The organism is Sinorhizobium sp. (genome assembly GCF_059070375.1).
This window is the reverse complement of the sequence record NZ_JCACWC010000001.1, coordinates 918,754-935,155: the sequence shown is the minus strand read 5'-3', so window position 1 is coordinate 935,155 and position 16,402 is coordinate 918,754. Positions and strand designations below refer to the sequence as shown.

At 59.9% G+C, this 16,402-nt stretch carries 13 protein-coding genes; 1 reads left to right on the top strand and 12 read right to left on the bottom strand.

The genetic code is table 11. From position 1 onward, the window contains the following. Positions 1-48 precede the first annotated feature (48 nt). From AC5J09_RS04545 to AC5J09_RS04500, 10 genes are all read right to left on the bottom strand, one after another. Complete coding sequence (locus tag AC5J09_RS04545; protein WP_494297013.1) at positions 49-1,575, bottom strand: amidohydrolase family protein; 1,527 nt, start codon at positions 1,573-1,575, stop codon at positions 49-51. Then, a complete protein-coding gene (locus AC5J09_RS04540; protein WP_494297012.1) occupies positions 1,572-2,510 on the bottom strand; it encodes a nucleoside hydrolase in 939 nt (312 codons plus the stop codon). Before AC5J09_RS04540 ends, AC5J09_RS04545 begins: the two co-directional genes overlap by 4 nt. After that, positions 2,507-2,932 (bottom strand): VOC family protein, encoded by a 426-nt coding sequence (locus AC5J09_RS04535; protein WP_494297011.1) that lies wholly within the window; start codon positions 2,930-2,932, stop codon positions 2,507-2,509. The genes AC5J09_RS04540 and AC5J09_RS04535 overlap by 4 nt, the downstream gene beginning before the upstream one ends. 9 nt (positions 2,933-2,941) lie before the next feature. Beyond that, on the bottom strand, positions 2,942-3,835 hold the full coding sequence (locus tag AC5J09_RS04530; protein ID WP_494297010.1) for an ABC transporter permease: 894 nt from the start codon (positions 3,833-3,835) through the stop codon (positions 2,942-2,944). Then, positions 3,832-4,869: an ABC transporter permease gene (locus AC5J09_RS04525; protein WP_494297009.1), complete on the bottom strand. Its 1,038-nt coding sequence runs from the start codon at positions 4,867-4,869 to the stop codon at positions 3,832-3,834. The genes AC5J09_RS04530 and AC5J09_RS04525 overlap by 4 nt, the downstream gene beginning before the upstream one ends. Then, complete coding sequence (locus AC5J09_RS04520; RefSeq protein ID WP_494297008.1) at positions 4,866-6,446, bottom strand: ABC transporter ATP-binding protein; 1,581 nt, start codon at positions 6,444-6,446, stop codon at positions 4,866-4,868. The genes AC5J09_RS04525 and AC5J09_RS04520 overlap by 4 nt, the downstream gene beginning before the upstream one ends. Positions 6,447-6,595: 149 nt before the next feature. After that, entirely contained in the window at positions 6,596-7,621 is a 1,026-nt protein-coding gene (locus AC5J09_RS04515) for a BMP family ABC transporter substrate-binding protein (RefSeq protein ID WP_494297059.1), read from the bottom strand. A gap of 108 nt (positions 7,622-7,729) precedes the next feature. Next, complete coding sequence (locus AC5J09_RS04510; RefSeq protein ID WP_494297007.1) at positions 7,730-8,050, bottom strand: NIPSNAP family protein; 321 nt, start codon at positions 8,048-8,050, stop codon at positions 7,730-7,732. A gap of 12 nt (positions 8,051-8,062) precedes the next feature. Beyond that, positions 8,063-9,688 (bottom strand): GMC family oxidoreductase, encoded by a 1,626-nt coding sequence (locus AC5J09_RS04505; protein ID WP_494297006.1) that lies wholly within the window; start codon positions 9,686-9,688, stop codon positions 8,063-8,065. A gap of 3 nt (positions 9,689-9,691) precedes the next feature. Continuing rightward, positions 9,692-10,519 (bottom strand): uracil-DNA glycosylase family protein, encoded by an 828-nt coding sequence (locus tag AC5J09_RS04500; RefSeq protein WP_494297005.1) that lies wholly within the window; start codon positions 10,517-10,519, stop codon positions 9,692-9,694. A 255-nt stretch (positions 10,520-10,774) separates the two neighbouring features. Here AC5J09_RS04500 and AC5J09_RS04495 point away from each other — a divergent pair, with 255 nt between their 5' ends. Further along, positions 10,775-11,416 carry a TetR family transcriptional regulator C-terminal domain-containing protein gene (locus AC5J09_RS04495; protein WP_494297004.1) on the top strand — a complete coding sequence of 214 codons (642 nt, stop codon included), beginning with the start codon at positions 10,775-10,777 and terminating at the stop codon, positions 11,414-11,416. 632 nt (positions 11,417-12,048) lie between these two features. Here AC5J09_RS04495 and AC5J09_RS04490 read toward each other — a convergent pair. After that, positions 12,049-13,356 (bottom strand): hypothetical protein, encoded by a 1,308-nt coding sequence (locus AC5J09_RS04490; protein WP_494297003.1) that lies wholly within the window; start codon positions 13,354-13,356, stop codon positions 12,049-12,051. A 93-nt stretch (positions 13,357-13,449) separates the two neighbouring features. Next, a complete protein-coding gene (locus AC5J09_RS04485) occupies positions 13,450-16,068 on the bottom strand; it encodes a hypothetical protein (RefSeq protein WP_494297002.1) in 2,619 nt (872 codons plus the stop codon). Positions 16,069-16,402: the final 334 nt, after the last annotated feature.

Sequence of the window (16,402 nt, the reverse complement as noted above, 5' to 3'; positions counted from 1 at the left end):
GCTCGCGCGACAGTGGCGCTCGTGGTCACGGTGCAGCAATGAACTGAATTATGTTCTACGGCCGCTATCAGGCGCCGTACCCTGGTAGCGGTTCAGACCGATATTCATCAGAGCCGCCCTATGGTGGATCTCCGCCATAACAGGTTCGAAAATTCTGTTGCGGCGCTCGAGGTCAGCATGTTCGGCAAGATACGCCGGCACCAACTCGGCAATCTCCTCGAAGATGGCCGGTTCATTCAATGCGGTCAACCGCCTGTCATGCATCACGATCCGACCGGCGACGATCACGGTCTCGATAGACGAACCGTTCTCCGAATAGACCAAATGCTTGGCCAGATCGTTCAGCGGCATGAAGGGGTAGTTGCGCAAATCGAGAATAAGCAGATCTGCCGCCTTGCCGGCCTCAAGCGAGCCGGTCACCTGTTCCAACAACGCCGTCTTCGCACCGCCGATCGTGGCCATCGCGAGAATCTCGTCCGCCGCAACCCATTTCTCATAGTCAGGCCCGGCAACGCTGTGGACGAGACCGGCAACACGCATAACATCGAAGATGCGCGAGGTGTCGTTCGAGGATACGCCATCGGTGCCCAGGCCAATCGTCACTCCTGCATCGAGCAGGCGGCGGATCGGAGCGATGCCGGCACCCAGCTTCATGTTCGATACGGCATTGTGGGCGACGGAGACACCCGCCTCCCCCATCAGGCACATGTCCTCATCGCTCACCCAGACTGAATGCGCGATGGTTGTGTTGCGCTTCAAAAGGCCAAGATCGGCCATGTAAGCGATCAGCGACTTGCCGTGAAGCAAGTGGCCCGTCACGGCCTGGGTCTTGGTTTCCAAAATATGCGTGTGGAACGGCACGTGCTTTTCGATCGCAAGATCCATGCAAGCGGCCATGAGATCAGGCGAGCAACGCTGCGGCGCCGAGGGCGCAATCATGAAATTCAGGCGGCCCGACTTGCCATGCAGGCTGGAGAAGGCCGACTTGCAGTAGTCCAGATACGCGGCGGCAGTCATGGGCGGGCCGAAATCGAGAAGGTTCTGCAATTGAGTGGGCATTACCTCGCGCGCGAAGGGCAGCGCTTCGAGCGTGTGGACGTTCATCACGGCACTCGAGACATTGGCGCGGATGCCTGCATCGTCATAAGCGCGGAACACCATCGCCAGTCTGTCGAGATCGTGCCGGGGCGGATCGAAGAAATCGTCACACAAGGTGGTGACGCCGTTACGCAACGACTCCATCGCCAGCAGCAGGCTGCGAAGGTAGAGCAGGCGTTCGCCGATCGGGTCGTTCATCAGCAGCGGATAGGCATAGAGCAGCCAGACTTCAAGCGGCATGCGCTCGTAGCGGCCGCGAAGGAAGGTCTCGCTGGAATGGGTGTGGGCGTTCACGAGTCCAGGCATGACCAGCTTGCGGTGCCCCTCGATGATGCTCGCATCCGGCTTGGCGGCAAGCGCCGCACCTATCGCCTTGATCTTTCCTCCATCAATCAGAATATCACCGGTAAACGGCGCTGCACCATGGGTAGCATCCATAGCGACGATTGTCGCGTTGCGGATCAGGATTTCACTCATGGCAGGTTTCCCAAAGATTGCAGGAGGAGATCGTAGTAGGCGACGGGGTCGCCATCCCTGACATAGAAGACATTCTTCGGACGGTCGGTGGTCTGCCACCAGTCGGCGACCGTCATCCCCGCTGTCAGCGTGCCGTTGAGCTCCACCGAGACATTGATCTGTCGGCCTGAAAACATCTCCGGCGCCAGCATGAAGGCGGGCACGCATGGCCCGTGCAGCGGTGCGCCCTCCCAACCGTATTTATTGAGGTCGAAGGCTTGGGAATATTCCAGCATTTCGGCGGTCGCCACGCCGCAGCGGTTTCCAAGAGCCCGCATTGCGCTGAGCCGCTCCGGCGTCGAGCGCATCCGGTGTGTCACGTCGAGCGGCAGGAGCGTGGTCTTGATGCCGGCTTTCAGCACGACGTCCGCGGCTTCGGGGTCCACATAGCAGTTGAATTCCGCCGCCGGCGTGATGTTACCGACCTCGAAATAGGCTCCGAGCATCGCGACGACCTCATGGATCTTGCCGGCAATGTCGGGCGCCTTGCGTAAAGCCATGGCCAAATTGGTCACGGGGGACAGCGAGCATATGGTGACCTCGCCGGGATGCGCGCAGACGGTGTCGATCATGAAATCGATGCCGTGCTTTTCCTGCGGCTTGATCGACGGCGGCGGCAGGTCCGGACCGTTGAGACCGGTCGGACCATGCACATGCTCAGCCGTAACCAGCGGACGGATGATCGGATGCGAGCAACCGGCGAACACGGGAATATCCGGCTGGCCGGCCAATTCCATCAGCTTCAGGCAGTTAGCGATGGTGTGATCGAGGTTAATGTTGCCGGCGGTGGCGACCAGTCCGAGAACCTCGAACGTTTGCTTCTGCCCGAGGATCATCAGGATCGCAGCCGCCTGGTCCTGACCCGGATCGGTTAGGATGATCAGCTTGCGTGTCATGCGGCCACCCTGCCAGGAGCGCCGCCATCAAGCCAGGCGTAAAGCTCCCAGGTCTCCCCGTCAGGCCCGTGGAAATAGAGGCACCGAGCGTTCCAAGGGTAGTCGGCCGGGGGATTGACGAAGGTCACGCCATCTTTTTCGAGGTCCACATAGAGGGCATCGATATCAGCGGGGCTGTCGACTCGCACCGCCACGAGCACGGCCGATGCCGACCCTTCGGGCACGCGCACATCAGTGTGACTTTCGATATGCGACCGCTCCCAGAGCGCGAGCGTCAGCCCCGCGCCAGTGAAATCGGCAAAGCGGGGTGCACGGTGCTTGAGTTCGAAGCCGAGCTTGTGCGTGTAGAAGCGGATCGAAGCCTCGAGGTCGGTGACCAGGATGCAGACATCCTGGATCGGATGGCGTTGCGCGAACTTCATGGTGCCTCCCTATTGATCCTTGAGTTCGGCAAACGAGCTGGCGGCCTTCGCGCCGCCGCGCAGCTTGCCGGAAAGCCAGACGCCGAAGACAGTCGCGAGATAGGGCAAAGCCTGCAGAAGGTCGTGCGGCATCTTGTCGCCGAACATCAATTGCGCCCGGATACCGAGCGCGCCAACGACGGCGAAGAACAGCGCGGCGAAAGTGGCCCCCACCGGATGGGAAGCGCCGAAGATGACCGCAGCAAAGGCCATGAAGCCGCGACCCGCCGTCATGCCCTGGGCGAAGAACTGCAGGCTGCCGGCGGCAAGTTCCGCCCCGCCGATGGCACACAGCACCCCGCCGAGCGCAAGCGCCACGAGGCGCATGCGCGAGGGATTGGCCCCGACGCTGCGGGCAGCGAAGGGATGCTCGCCACAAGCGGCGAGCCGGAGACCGAAGCGTGTGCGGCGAAGCAGTACCCACATGCCGAAGACGACGAAAGGCATAGCGGCGACCGCGATCGACAGCACGCCATAGGCGCCGAAGGCCGGCCCGAGATTCGGAATGCCGAACGGTGCGGTCACGCTCGCCTGGCTTCCGAAGATCGACTGAACGGCGAGCGCCGTGCCACCGACGCCAAGGCCCGTCAGGCCGAGGCCGGCGATGATCGGATTGGCCTTGAACCTGTCGATGACGAACCAGAGGAGGACGGAGGCAAGCACACAGATGAGGATGGCGATGAGGATGGCCGCAACGATGGAGTTGGTCAGCATGATGCCGACGATCGTGGCGCAGGCACCGATGATCATCAGGCCCTCGAGACCGAGGTTCCACACCCCTGCCCGCTGCGCAATGACGCCAGCGAGGGTGACGTAGATCAGCGGCGTCCCGGAACGCAGGATGGCGATGATGATCTCGTTCATGACGGGCGTCCTCCGAGACGCAGCACTTGGTCGACGAGTTTCGACCTTGCTGTGATGAACAGCGCGATCGCCGCATTGATGATGTCGATCGCGGCGGCCGGCAGCCCGGCCATGATCGGCAGATAGAGCGCCGCCGAGGCGAGGCCGCCGAAAAACACCGCCGCCGCCGCAGTGCCGACCACGGAGAGATTGGCGACGAGTGCGATCAGGATTGCCGTGAAGCCGTGGGCCGGCAGGAACCCGGACGCAATGCGGCCGTTCGGCCCCATGAACTCGATAGTTCCGGCAAGACCCGCCAGTGCGCCCGAGACGATGAAGCTCGACAGGCCGAGCTTCCACAGCCGCGCGCCCTGCCACTCCACCATCGTGCCGTTGCGGCCGGCAAGGCTTGCAAGAACCCCGAATGCCGTGCGGTTGACAAGGAGCCACATCAAAATGCCGACGGCGGCCCCGATGGCGATGATGGTCGGGGATAGGCCAAGCGAGTCCGAGATGCGGTAGGCCGCGTCGAGAGGGCGGCTCGATGCCTGCTGACCGGACCCCGAAGGATCCTTGAGCGGTCCCGAGCTCACATAGACCAGAAGCAGGCCGGCCATGAAGTTGCCCATCAGCGTGGTGATCACCTCGTCGGTGCCGGACCGTAGCCTCAGAAGCCCCGGCCAGAGAGCCCAGAGGGCGCCGCCCAGCATACCGGTGATGATGAGTGCCGGGATGACGAGGAAAGCCGGCCCGCCCTTGAATGCCTCGGCGGCGAAGGCAGCGCAGATTGCGCCGACATAGAACTGGCCCTGTGCGCCGATGTTGAAGAAACCCGCCCGGAAGGAAATCCCGACGCCTACGGCCGTGATGAACAGTGGCAATGCCCATCTGAGGCTCTGTTCGATCGCACCGCTGCGCAGGAAGGCGCCGTCGGCCACCGCCCAGAGCATGACCGGCGCATTGTAGCCGGCAAACTGGAACACCAGCGCGCACAGGATGAGCGCAAAGGCGACGAAGATCAGGCTGCGGGCAACCGTGACGAGACTGTCTTTCATGCGCTTACCCTCGCAGCCGCATCGGTCATGGCTGCGCCCACCGACGCGACATCGAAGGGCGCGCGGAATTCGCCGTTCACACGTCCCGACAGCATCACCACCACACGGTCGGAGATGTCGAACAGCTCGTCGAGATCAGACGAAATCAAAAGGATGGCGGCACCGCGATCGCGTGCCTGCCGGAGCGCCTGCCACACGAAGGCGGTGGCACCGATGTCGAGACCACGGGTCGGCTGAGCCGCGATGATCAGCCTGGCATCGCGATCGACCTCGCGCGCAAGGATCACCTTCTGGGCATTGCCGCCCGACAAGGACCCCGCCTTCTGAGCTGAATTGTGGTAGTGAACGCTCCATTCCCTAAGCGACCGGTCGCAGGCTTCGCGCATCGCCGAGGGGCGGATCACCTTGAGCAGGCTTCCCTGCAGCAACTTCCTTGCGCTCCAGTTCTGCCAGAGCGAACTCGTGAGGCTGAGACCTTCGACGTTGCGCTCGAAGGGAATGATCCTGAGGCCAATCGCGCGACGGGCGGCGAGCGGTTTGCCGGTCACGTCATGGCCTGCAAGCACGATCGATCCGCCGGCAAGATCGGCAAGGGCGGAAATGGCGCGCACCAGCGTCTTTTGTCCGTTGCCCTCCACGCCTGCTATGCCAACGATCTCGCCTGGGCGAATGTCCAAATCGACGCCATCGAGTGCGATGCCCTCACTGTCGGGCCGCGTGGAGACGGCCTTCAAGGATAGCACGCTCGGACCTTTCGCATTTTTTGGATGACCTGCGCCCTCGCCTGAGGGCGGTTTCGTTCCGACCAGCGCGTCGCGCTCATGCCGGTCGAGCGTCTGGGCAACCGCTTCACCGACGATCAGGTTGGCGAGCCTCTCGGCCGAAACCTCGGCTATCGGAAGCGGCCCCTCGACCTTTCGGCCGCCGCGCAACACCGTTACCGTGTCGGCGATGCCGAGCACCTCACGGATCTTGTGCAGGATCAGGATGACGGTAACGCCACGTTCCCTGAGGCGGCGGACACGAGCAAACAGCATGTTTATGCCGGAGGGCGAGAGCACCGCGGTCGGCTCGTCGAGGATGAGCACGCGCGCATCCATCACGAGCGCCCTTGCGATCTCGATGCCCTGTTGGGTCTCGATCGGCAAGTCGCGGACCCGCCGGCTTAGGTCAACTTGGACATCGAGGTCGGCGATATGCCCCCGCCATTTTTTGGCGAGCCCCTTGCGGCTGTAAATACCACCTTTGCCAGTGGCGCCGAACTCCATGGTTTCTGCGACCGTGAAGGATGGCGGCAGGGCGAAACTCTGATGAACCAGCTCCACACCCGCCGTTCGGCTCACGCTGACCTGGCCGGTGCGAATTTCGTGGCCCATCACGTCGACGGCACCGGCAGTCGGTTGAACGAGCCCCGCAGCGACGCGGGCGAAGGTTGTCTTACCGGCGCCGTTCTGGCCCACGACCGCGTGGATCTGGCCGGGAACAAACGAAACGGCAACGCCCGACAGTGCAGTCACGTCTCCGAATTTCACGGTGACATCTCGGCACTCCAGCGCAGGCTTCAGAAGGTTGGACATCAAAAGTTCCCATCGAGAGCGAAGGCTCACGGACCGTCAACAGGAAGGAAGACGATCCGCGAACGTCCGGCGGCCCTCCCCTAAGGCAAAGGCCGATGCCGGTTTTCCGTCAAGGCTCCGGGGCCGCCCCTGCGGCCGGCGCCGGAGGCTCAGAGCGTGGTGTTGAACGGAACCTTGATGGAGCCATCAAGAATACCGGCACGCGCCTTTTCGACCTCGACAAGCGCTTCCTTCGCCCTGGCGTTCAGCTCAGGCGGCCCCTGTTCGGCGAAGACCGGCGAGGGAATGAAGTCGATGACGCCGGTGCCAAGGCCCGTATGCTCGTGCGTGCCGCCCTTCCATTCAGGACCGACGGCCTTCGTTGCCTCGTTGTAGAGCGAGACGCCGAAATCGAGGCCGACGATGGAGATGAGCGACTTCGGACCGAGTGCGTACTGTCCTGGAGCAAGGCAGCTCACCATGCGGCCTTCCTTTTCGTTGGCTGCGGCGATAATGCCGCCGTCGGTGGCGGCTGCGTCCGTCTGAATGTAGTCGATGCCGTCATTGTACATCTGGGTGGCGATTTCCTGGCCCTTTGCAGGATCCTGGAACGAGCCGGCAAAGGCGGCGATGACGCTGGCGTCCGGCTTGATCGAGTGGACGCCGGCTTTGAACGCGTTGAAATCGGCGTTGAGCGGCGGGATCGAAACACCTCCGATGAAGCCGGTCTTGCCCGTCGTTGTCATCTTGGCCGCAAAGACGCCAGAGAGATAGCAGCCGAGATAGTAGTCGTAGGACACCGTCACCACGTTCGGGATCGCCGGCTCGAAGGGGTCGGCGAACAGCTGGATCCATTTGGTACCGGGATAGGACGGCGCCAGCGCCTTGAAGGGCTCGGCCACTTCGTTGAAGGTGGAGATGATGATCGCAGCACCTGCGTCACCGAGCGTGCGGTAGATGGTCTCGTAGGTTGCGGGGTCCTGCGCGTAGACGGCGCGGTATTCAAACCCCTTCTCTTCCGACAGCTGCTTGAGCTTGGCGATCATCTGATCGACCGGGCCGTTGTCGCCGGCGGCCTGCGTGTGGACCAGTGCGACCAGCCCACCGGACGCCCTGGCAAATTCGGGCACGATGCTGGCGGCAATACCGAGCGCAGCGGCGCCCGCGCTCGCCTGTAGGAATGTGCGACGGTGCATTATGTGTTGTGAAGCCTTGTCAGTCATGATCGTTCCCTCTTTTGTTAATTGTCTTGTGTCATGCGCATTCCGACACGCGCGGGCAATGGCGACACGTGCCTGGTCGTCTCAAAGCGGCGGCGAATAGGATGCAGGGTTCATGATCATCACCGCCTGCTTCTGGATCGCATCAAGTGCCCAGACTTCGGAGATGAACTTCTGCCAATCCGGATCGGCATACATTGCCGACCGGCGCGCCTCGCGATCGGCAAGACTGTCGTAGGCCCACATGAGAACGGTCGTGTGAAGCGTCCCGAGCTCTGAAGCGTAGAGGCCGACGAACGTGTTGAGATGGCGTTTTTGCACAGGGAGACCGTCAGCCTCGTATTTCTTCATCCACTTGTCGACCGTGCCCGGCTTGAACGTATAGGTGCGGTGTTCGAGGATCATCGGATCACTCCCTTAGCTGTTCAGGATCAATTCGGCGCATTTCTCGCCGATCATGATGGCGGGCGCGTTGGTGTTGCCGCTCGAGATGATCGGCATGATCGAGGCGTCGGCGACACGCAGACCCGCGATGCCATGGACCTTGAGCTGCGCATCCACCACCGCCATGGGATCATTACCCATCTTGGCGGTGCCAACAGGGTGGAACGTCGTCATGGCCGTGGCCCGCAGCCAGCGGGTCAGCCCCGCATCGTCGTGCGATTCCGGACCAGGCGCCAGCTCCTTGCCGCGGTAGCGGTCGAAAGCCTTCTGACCGACGATGTCGCGCGTCAGCCGGATGCCGTCGATCATCGTGCGGACGTCGAAGTCGGACTGGAGGTAGTTCGCCTGGATCTTCGGTTTGTCGGTGGGCTTCGCCGACCGCAGCGTGATCTCGCCGCGGCTCGCCGGATTGACGGGTCCAACGCGGATCGTGAACCCATGATCGGCCTCCACGGCCCGCTTCTTGGCGAAGGGGTTGGGGAAATGTAGGTTGGCGGTCTTTTCCAGCGCCGGCATGAAATGCAGCTGAATGTCGGGCGAGACCAGACCGTCATTCGAGCGAATGAACGCACCAGCCTCGTAGGGAAAGGTCGTCGTGACACCCTCGCCGAACAGCATCCCTTGCGCGACAGCAGGAATGAGCTTGTCAGCGCGTAGATCACCAAACAGCGTGATCGGCTCCCGGCATTCCCAGCTCATGACGCAGTCGACGTGATCCTGGAGGTTCTTGCCGACACCGGGGAGGTCGAGCATCGGGTTGATGCCGAGCGCGCGCAGTTCGTCTGCCGGCCCGATGCCGGAAAGCAACAGCGCCTTGGGCGAGTTGACCACGCCGGCAGACAGGATGACTTCGCGCCCTGCACGCGCGAGGCCCGGCCTGCCATCCTTCAAATATCCGACACCGCATGCCCGGCCGCCCTCGATGAGGACACGCGTCGTTTCGGCGCCGGTTAGTACGGTAAGGTTCTTGCGGCCGAGCGCCGGGCGTAGGAACGCCCAGGATGTGGACCAGCGCTTGCCCTTGCGGATGGTGAAATCGTAGCGACCAAACCCTTCCTGAGACGCACCGTTGAAGTCGTCGTTCTGGGGATAACCGGCCTGCAGTCCTGCCTCGCAGAATACGTCCATCAGTGGATTGTGGCCACGGGCACGGCAGACAGTGAGCTCGCCGTCTGCGTTGTGAAATTCCCCATTGCGCTGGATATGCGCTTCCGAGCGGCGAAATGCCGGCAGGACTTCGTCATAAGACCAGCCAGGCAGGCCGAGCTGCGCCCAGCGGTCGTAGTCATATCGATTGCCGCGCACGTAAATCATGCCGTTGATCGTGGAGGTTCCGCCCAGCACCTTGCCTCGCGGCCAATAGAGGGACCGGCCGTTGAGATAGGGCTCGGGTTCCGTGTGATAGTGCCAGTTGTAGATGCCCGAATGGAATAGCTTGCCCATTAGCATTGGCAGCCGGAAGAGCGGATTTTGGTCCTTGCCGCCAGCCTCGATAAGCAATACGCGGTTCGCAGGGTTCTTCGACAGACGGTTCGCGAGAACGCAGCCGGCCGAACCCGCGCCGACGATGATGAAATCATATTCCGGGGTAGGCGCCATGGTTCACCATGCGATGGGCCGGCCGCCCATCGCCTCCAGATAGGAATTGCAGAGAAGGAAGGAATTTTCCCGACCGAGCACCTTGTCGGCGAAGGCGGGGTGCTCGCGCTGGACATAGGCGACATTGCCTGCGTGCCCCTCGCGAATACCGACCTCGGCAAAAATGTCGGCCGCGGCCGCGCCGAAGCCCAGGAAGACGATCGGCTCGCCCCGTGCCACGAGCATTTCAACGACGCGCAGCATCAAGGGCCGCCAGAATGGAAGGTGCCCGCGCGACTGGTGGGGGTCAACATCGACCCGGAAGCGCGAGAGGGTCAGCGACGCGTTGAGCAGCAGCACGCCCTCGCCCACCCAGCGACCGGCAATCGCTCCGGGTGCCTCGAACGGGCCGCCGGGGTCGCACAAGAGGCGTCGCACGTCGGGCCAGCGATCGAAGCCCTGCGCCAGACTCTCATCGCCGAGGCGCGCGGCCGCTATGAGCTGCATATAGGCACGGATGCTCTTGGAGAACATCTTGTCCAGCTCGTTCCACGCGGCAAGGTTACCGGCCTCGAAGGCGCGGCCCGTTGCGACCCCAGGTTCCGGATAGGGATCCTGCCCAAGGATCATGCAATGAACGCCGTTCGGCGCGATGCCGTCGAAGGCGGCGAGGACATGGGCACCCCGGGGCTGGCCGGGAAAGGTCTTGCCGCGGCGTGCGGGAAAGATCGGCTCCCAGGCCTCCAGATCGAGGCCGGCATCGATGCGGTCGAACTCCTCTTCGACAGGTCCGAGCGCATCCCGCCAGGCATGCGGCAGGTCGGCTTGCCAGCCGCCGAGCGTTTCTAACATCGCCTCTCTTAGTCGTGCCGGCATCACGCCGCTCCCCTGCGTTCGTTGAAATGAGACTAGACAAAAGCTGACCAAAGTGTCAACTTTTAAAAGGAAGAAAATGACCAATACGTCAGTTTTTTCTGACCAGATCGTTGGTTTTTTGAATAGTGGTGCGCTTGCATTTCGCCGTAAAACGCGGCAATTGCGGAAACGACCTCGCCGCCACGCATGATTGCCTGGTAGGAAGCGGCGACGTGAGAGGGACGAGATCGCATGGCAACGGCAGCACGGGATCCAGAGGAGCGCATCCGCGAACGCAACATGCGCCTCATCATCAAGACCGGGATCGAGATATTCGCGCGCAAGGGCTTTGATGGTACGCGGATCGCCGAGATCGCTGAGGCCTCGGGCCTGCCCAAGGCCAACGTCTATTACTATTTCTCCTCTAAGGAGGAGATCTACAGGGCCATCATTGCGCACCTCATTACCAGCTGGGACGAGGCGCTAAAATATATCTCGCCCGAGCGTGAGCCGGCGGAGGCCTTCCGGCTCTACATCAAGGCAAAGCTCGACTACACGCGCAAGAACATCGCCGAGTCCCGGCTCTTCGCCAGTGAGATCATTCAGGGAGCGCGGTTCCTGAAGAAGAAGGATCGCGACCATATGCGCCAGGTCACGGACGCGCATGTGGCGGTCGTGGAGGGTTGGATCGCGGCCGGCAAGATGCTGCCGGTCGATCCGCGCCACCTGTTCATCATGCTCTGGGCTTCAACGCAGTTCTACGCGGATTTTGAGCCCATCGCGGCCGACGGGCTCAGGAAGGCGCGTTTGAGAGCCGAGGATTATCAAGCAGCAGCAACGACAATTACGGAGACGATCCTGAAAGGCATTCTACCCGGCCCGGTGCGCGGTTGAATTGATGTCGACCGAATTGCCTCTTGCGATCCAAATTCGGCAGACAACCCTATTGCACTATCCCTTGAAATGGCGGAAAGGCGGCTACTAAACTGGAGAAACATCGGAGCACAAGCCTACTAGAATGGACAAGGTTCGGAGTTGGGCGGCAATTTATCGGCATGACCTTGATCTGCCCAATATTCTTGGGCTTCTTTGTCGTATGTCTGATCCGAGGGGAACTCCCCGGCAGACATTCCGCGTTGACGGCTGCTGATCATCCGATCCTATTTTATCCTATCATCGTTCTGTTTTCTGCGGTGCCTTGAAGTGCACCCAGATCAGCATGATGTTTGCGATTCGGTATCTTCGCGGACGATCAGGACGCTAGCTTTCAGAATCACGGCTTCTGACGCGCGTCGCTGCCACTCAGCGCCTTGCTCACCCGTTTCCGCTCTCCCACCCATGATGGATCGACGGATCCTTGACCCGAAGGCGCTTTCAGCTTCGTTGCTACCAACGGAGGCAAACGGGGGTGGAAAGCGGACGCTGCGATGCGCGATTACCGCCGTGCCACTTCTGATCGTCGATCAGCGGGACGCCTCTCATGTTCGGCGCGAGTGACAACCACTAGAAAGGGCTAGATGCACCGATCACGGCTGCGCGATGTCTGAGGCGCGCAAGAGAGCACGATGATCTCGCAACTTCCTGAACCTGTCCCTGATATTGCCGTCACAACGCTCAAAGGCTTTTAGTACAAATTCATAGGCTGCGACCCGAATTCCCGCTTTGTTCCGGTCGCTCTTAAAATTTCTGTAGTAAGTTTGAAATCGCTCCAATACAGTCTGTCCACTGATGTCATCAAAATCATAAGGAAAACGTTTAATCCAGTACTCTAGCTTGTCCTTGGGGATGTTTACTATCCTTTCCTTAATCACTCCTCCATATCTGTTGTAGGGGTCGTCATAATTGGGAGCAAATCCCGGGAACCGATATACGGTCCTCTCGTTGGCCTGATCTTTTAATTCATAATTGTCTATATCTTTATAAAACCGGTCTTCCCTTTCCTCCCCCATTAGATGCGGTTTATGCGTATTCCTAACTGAAGACAAACTGACTAAATCAGTGGAATGAGCCCATATGACAAATTCGTAGTAGCGAAAAAGATGATCCCTATATGCCAGTAATGAAGTCTCGTCGTATCCCTCGGCAATGTTGTCCGTGAGAAACGCTGTCCATTCTTTTGCAAGTTCCGTGTCAATTTTGGTGTATTGCAGCGCTCCTTTTAGCTCGCCGTACACATGCGCAACGGCGGTTGTCTGTCGGATGTAGTGGTTATGCGCGCTTTGTAACACCTGCACCGAAGGGAGATCTCCTTCCCGTGTATCGCTTGGTGGTGGGGTCTTTGCTGGCAGGTTAACCTTACTCGACACAGCTCCGCCCGCCTTAGAGAGAACGGCATTTCCAATCGCAAGCGGAACAGTCTTGAACGCTTCGAAGTCGTTTGAGTTAACGATGTCAGTAAAATGGTCCTCCAACTTAACGCGGGCTAGTGCTTGTGCTTTCCTTATTGCCTTCGCGGACAGGTTAGCTTGCGCGACCGGCCAAACACGATGGCCGCGAACATTTCCAGTAGGCGTACTGGGGAATATAAAGTACGCCTGCTTAGAGCGGATCAGTGGCCTGAGCACCTTCTCAAGTCCGGTCTGGAGGACCCTTCCTCCCAAGCCGGTGATTACTAGATCGATGGCGATGTCGAGGAAAAACTCTCCGATTTCCGCCGTTTCTGAACCTTGTGAACCTTTCTTTTCGAGCTGTTTGATAGAAATTCCGGTCACCTGTTCCGCGGCAAGGATCGCGCTAAAAAGCGCGGTATTAACGTACAGAGCCTCTCGGTTCTCGGCGGCAGTCAACAGGCGGTGAAGCTCCAGTTTGGCCTTGTCGTCGACGAGCTTTCCCATCAGAGCCTCGCAGCTAGATCTTTGACGACCGGCTTAAGTCTTCGAACCTGGATCATCGCTTGCTTTAAGCAGATGCGTTTGGGCACTACCGGTTCAAGCGAGGTCTTCGATTTTAGTCACATTGTCGGAGAGGACGACAAGCGATGTTGGTATATTCACCGTCCACGGAGGGCCGAAGGGTGTCGTACCTGCTGCGTAGGCCGCTTTCGCGTTAGTTTCGCCCTCATACGGACGATCAAGCTCAAAAGTACTTTCATCTTTGACGGCGCTTATCTCATACCGCCGGCCGTCCAGGAAAATCTCGCGGCCCAAGTCGCGGTCCTCCTTCGCGCGCCACTGAGTGTCGGGATTGGCCTGCGTATTGATTTTAACCTCAGTGGATCCGGACTTCACATCTAGCGTTCCGGACCCCCGAGCCATGTCAGGACGATGTTCGGTGAGTAACTCGATCCAGAGATCCCGGAACGCGTCACTTGACGCGGGCTGAGTATCGGGTGGCGGTTTGAGAATTCTCTCGAGTTCGCCGACGGCTGGATTTGAGGGGTCCAGGAACCATGCCACTCTTTCCTCATAGCCAGGAGTGACAGGCACGATCACGCGGGCAGCTCCGGCGCGGAGAAATGCCCTGTAGCGGTAGTCAACAGCGTTCGCTTCCCTACGCGCCCGCCATGTTTCTCGCCGTGCCCAGTGGTATGGGAAAAGGAAGTAATTCATGTGCTCCCATTCAAAGGCCCCCTCGTAAAAGCGGACGATGGGAGCTTCGACATCGGCATGGGATGGGCTCACCTCCTGGTAGTCGCCGACTTGTTCGATCGCATTGAGGTTTTGAGGCACTCGTCGCAGGGACTTTATGGCCCACTTTTGTAACTCCTCGCGTTCAGTCGCGCGGTTCACTTCGGCAGGCCCCTCACGCGAGGTGCGTATTGGCCGCGCGTCCTGGAAACCAAGCCTCTCCTCCTCCTGAGCGAGTTGGCGGGCCATCAGTTCATATCCAGCTCGGAGCGAAGCCCATGTCGCAAGTCTCCATCTATCAAGGCCTTGGGAGGTCCGCTGACATGTGAGCTTGATTTGAACGTACATTGCGCCGTCCCATGTCCCGTGAACGCGACCGGATACTGGCACACCTTGCGGCCAAGGCCTTGGCTGCGGCAATTCGAGAACAACGGCGTTCCAAGTTGGTCTAGTATGCTCCTTTGTTTCGGGTGGCTCCGAGATTCCAGCGATGGCGAACGCAAAATTAAACTCTCGATTTTCCGTCTTGCCTTGTAACCCGGACCAAGCCACGCGCGCCCATTCAGGCCGGTAACCCTCCGGGATATTTATCATGTCGGTAAACTGGTCTTCTGCCCAGTTCTCGGCCTCCTCGTTGGCAGTGGCGACCCATCCATAGCCGACCTCAATAAACTGCGGCGGCGGGGGCTCTACGTTCGCCCCAAATCGCATTGCAAAGCATAGATAATTCAGCTCATCAATGTCGGCAGGGCCCACGTCGAAGGGAGGAAGGTGGCGCTTAGCAGAACTGGTTTGTGCTTCTTCGAGAAGGGATAATGCTGGCTCGGGGACGTGGAACTCGACCATCATGCGTGTTCCATAATGCCGTAGTTCTACTTTCTGTATTTTCTCGAGCCAAAGGTAAGTGCCGCTTATACCCTCCAAAGGAGGGGTACCCTGATTTACAAGTTCATGGCGGTTGAATTCTCTTATCTCTTCGGTCAGAGTGAGGCGTCGCAGCTGCCGCACCCTTTCTAACGTTCGTTCAACCGATTTGTTTACGATTTCGCGCGCAGTTTCAATTGAGGTAGAACGAGACTGCGACTGCGACTGTGAAAAAGCAGTATCTAAACTGGCGTCGACTTTTGTCACTCCGTATCGTCCTGACGTATTCACCCCGGCACGCAAGGAGAAGTCTCGCCGGATCGTCTCCTGGGCTTCCGCCTGGAGTTCGTACCGATCGGTCGTCTGCGAGTCCTTTTCTGTCTCACGTTCCGTGAGGGTTTCGACCTCCTCAACCTGCTCCGTCTTCGATATCCGCTGGTGCTCGCGAATCTTTGACTCACCAGGAAGTACATTTTCGATGTGCGCAATCTCACGAGCGGCGTAACCGACGAGCGTTTCGCGAGCTACAATGAGATCGCCCCAGCCGACGGCGGACACAATTGGAACCGGCACATCGTCAGAAGCCGCCGAGACGGTCGGAGCCAACGCGCTCGACTCTTCGATTGCATGAATCTGAGAACAAATCCGGTTCGCCTCGTCTAGGATAGTGCTAACATCCAGCCCGTGCAGCACGTCGTCCAGACCGAGCCGGCGTGCTGTTGCCCGCGCTCTCGCATCCCGAAACAGTTTTGTTTGACTTTCAGAAAGCGTGCTCTCAACGAGCGCTGCAACCCTGTCATCGATAACGATAGCTGGTCGAGTATTCGCTCGGTCGATCGCGCGAACAGCCGCACTACGAGCACGCCGTGTGGGCAGCTCCCCGCGCTCGGTTTCAGCTGGCTGGTTACCACCGAGCGTTGGAGCACCGCCATCCTGTGCTTGGAGCATGGCGACTCTAACGAGGGCGTGCTGTATCGACTCAAGATCTCGAACCGTTCGGCGCAACTCTGCATGATGAGCCTTCAAGCGCGTCAACTGCGAGGTTCGTTCAGAAATGGTCACACGGGACTGCGCTTCAATTCGATCGCCAAGCACGAGGCGTGCATCCGACGTCATAGGCGCAGTGTTCCCGTTAAGAGGCGCGGTCCTCGACCGCCGTAAGCTTACAAGACGAAACAGCTCGTTGGACAACACGCCTGCCTCCTCCCCGAAACGCTTTCGAGCGGGCTCCGCGCCCACAGTGTTCTTACGTGCTATTATCTCTTGATGCTGGGAGTCGCCGCTCACCAGGTTGAGTATTCTAACACAGATTACTCACGATGGTAGTGATCGATGCCACGAAGTCCCGGGCTGCTAGAGTGCGGCACTGTCCCACCTTGATAACTTCCGCGTCACCGGAAAAGGTCTCCGCAATGGATCGCCTCGCGACCTTGGCAGCATCCAGCGCCAA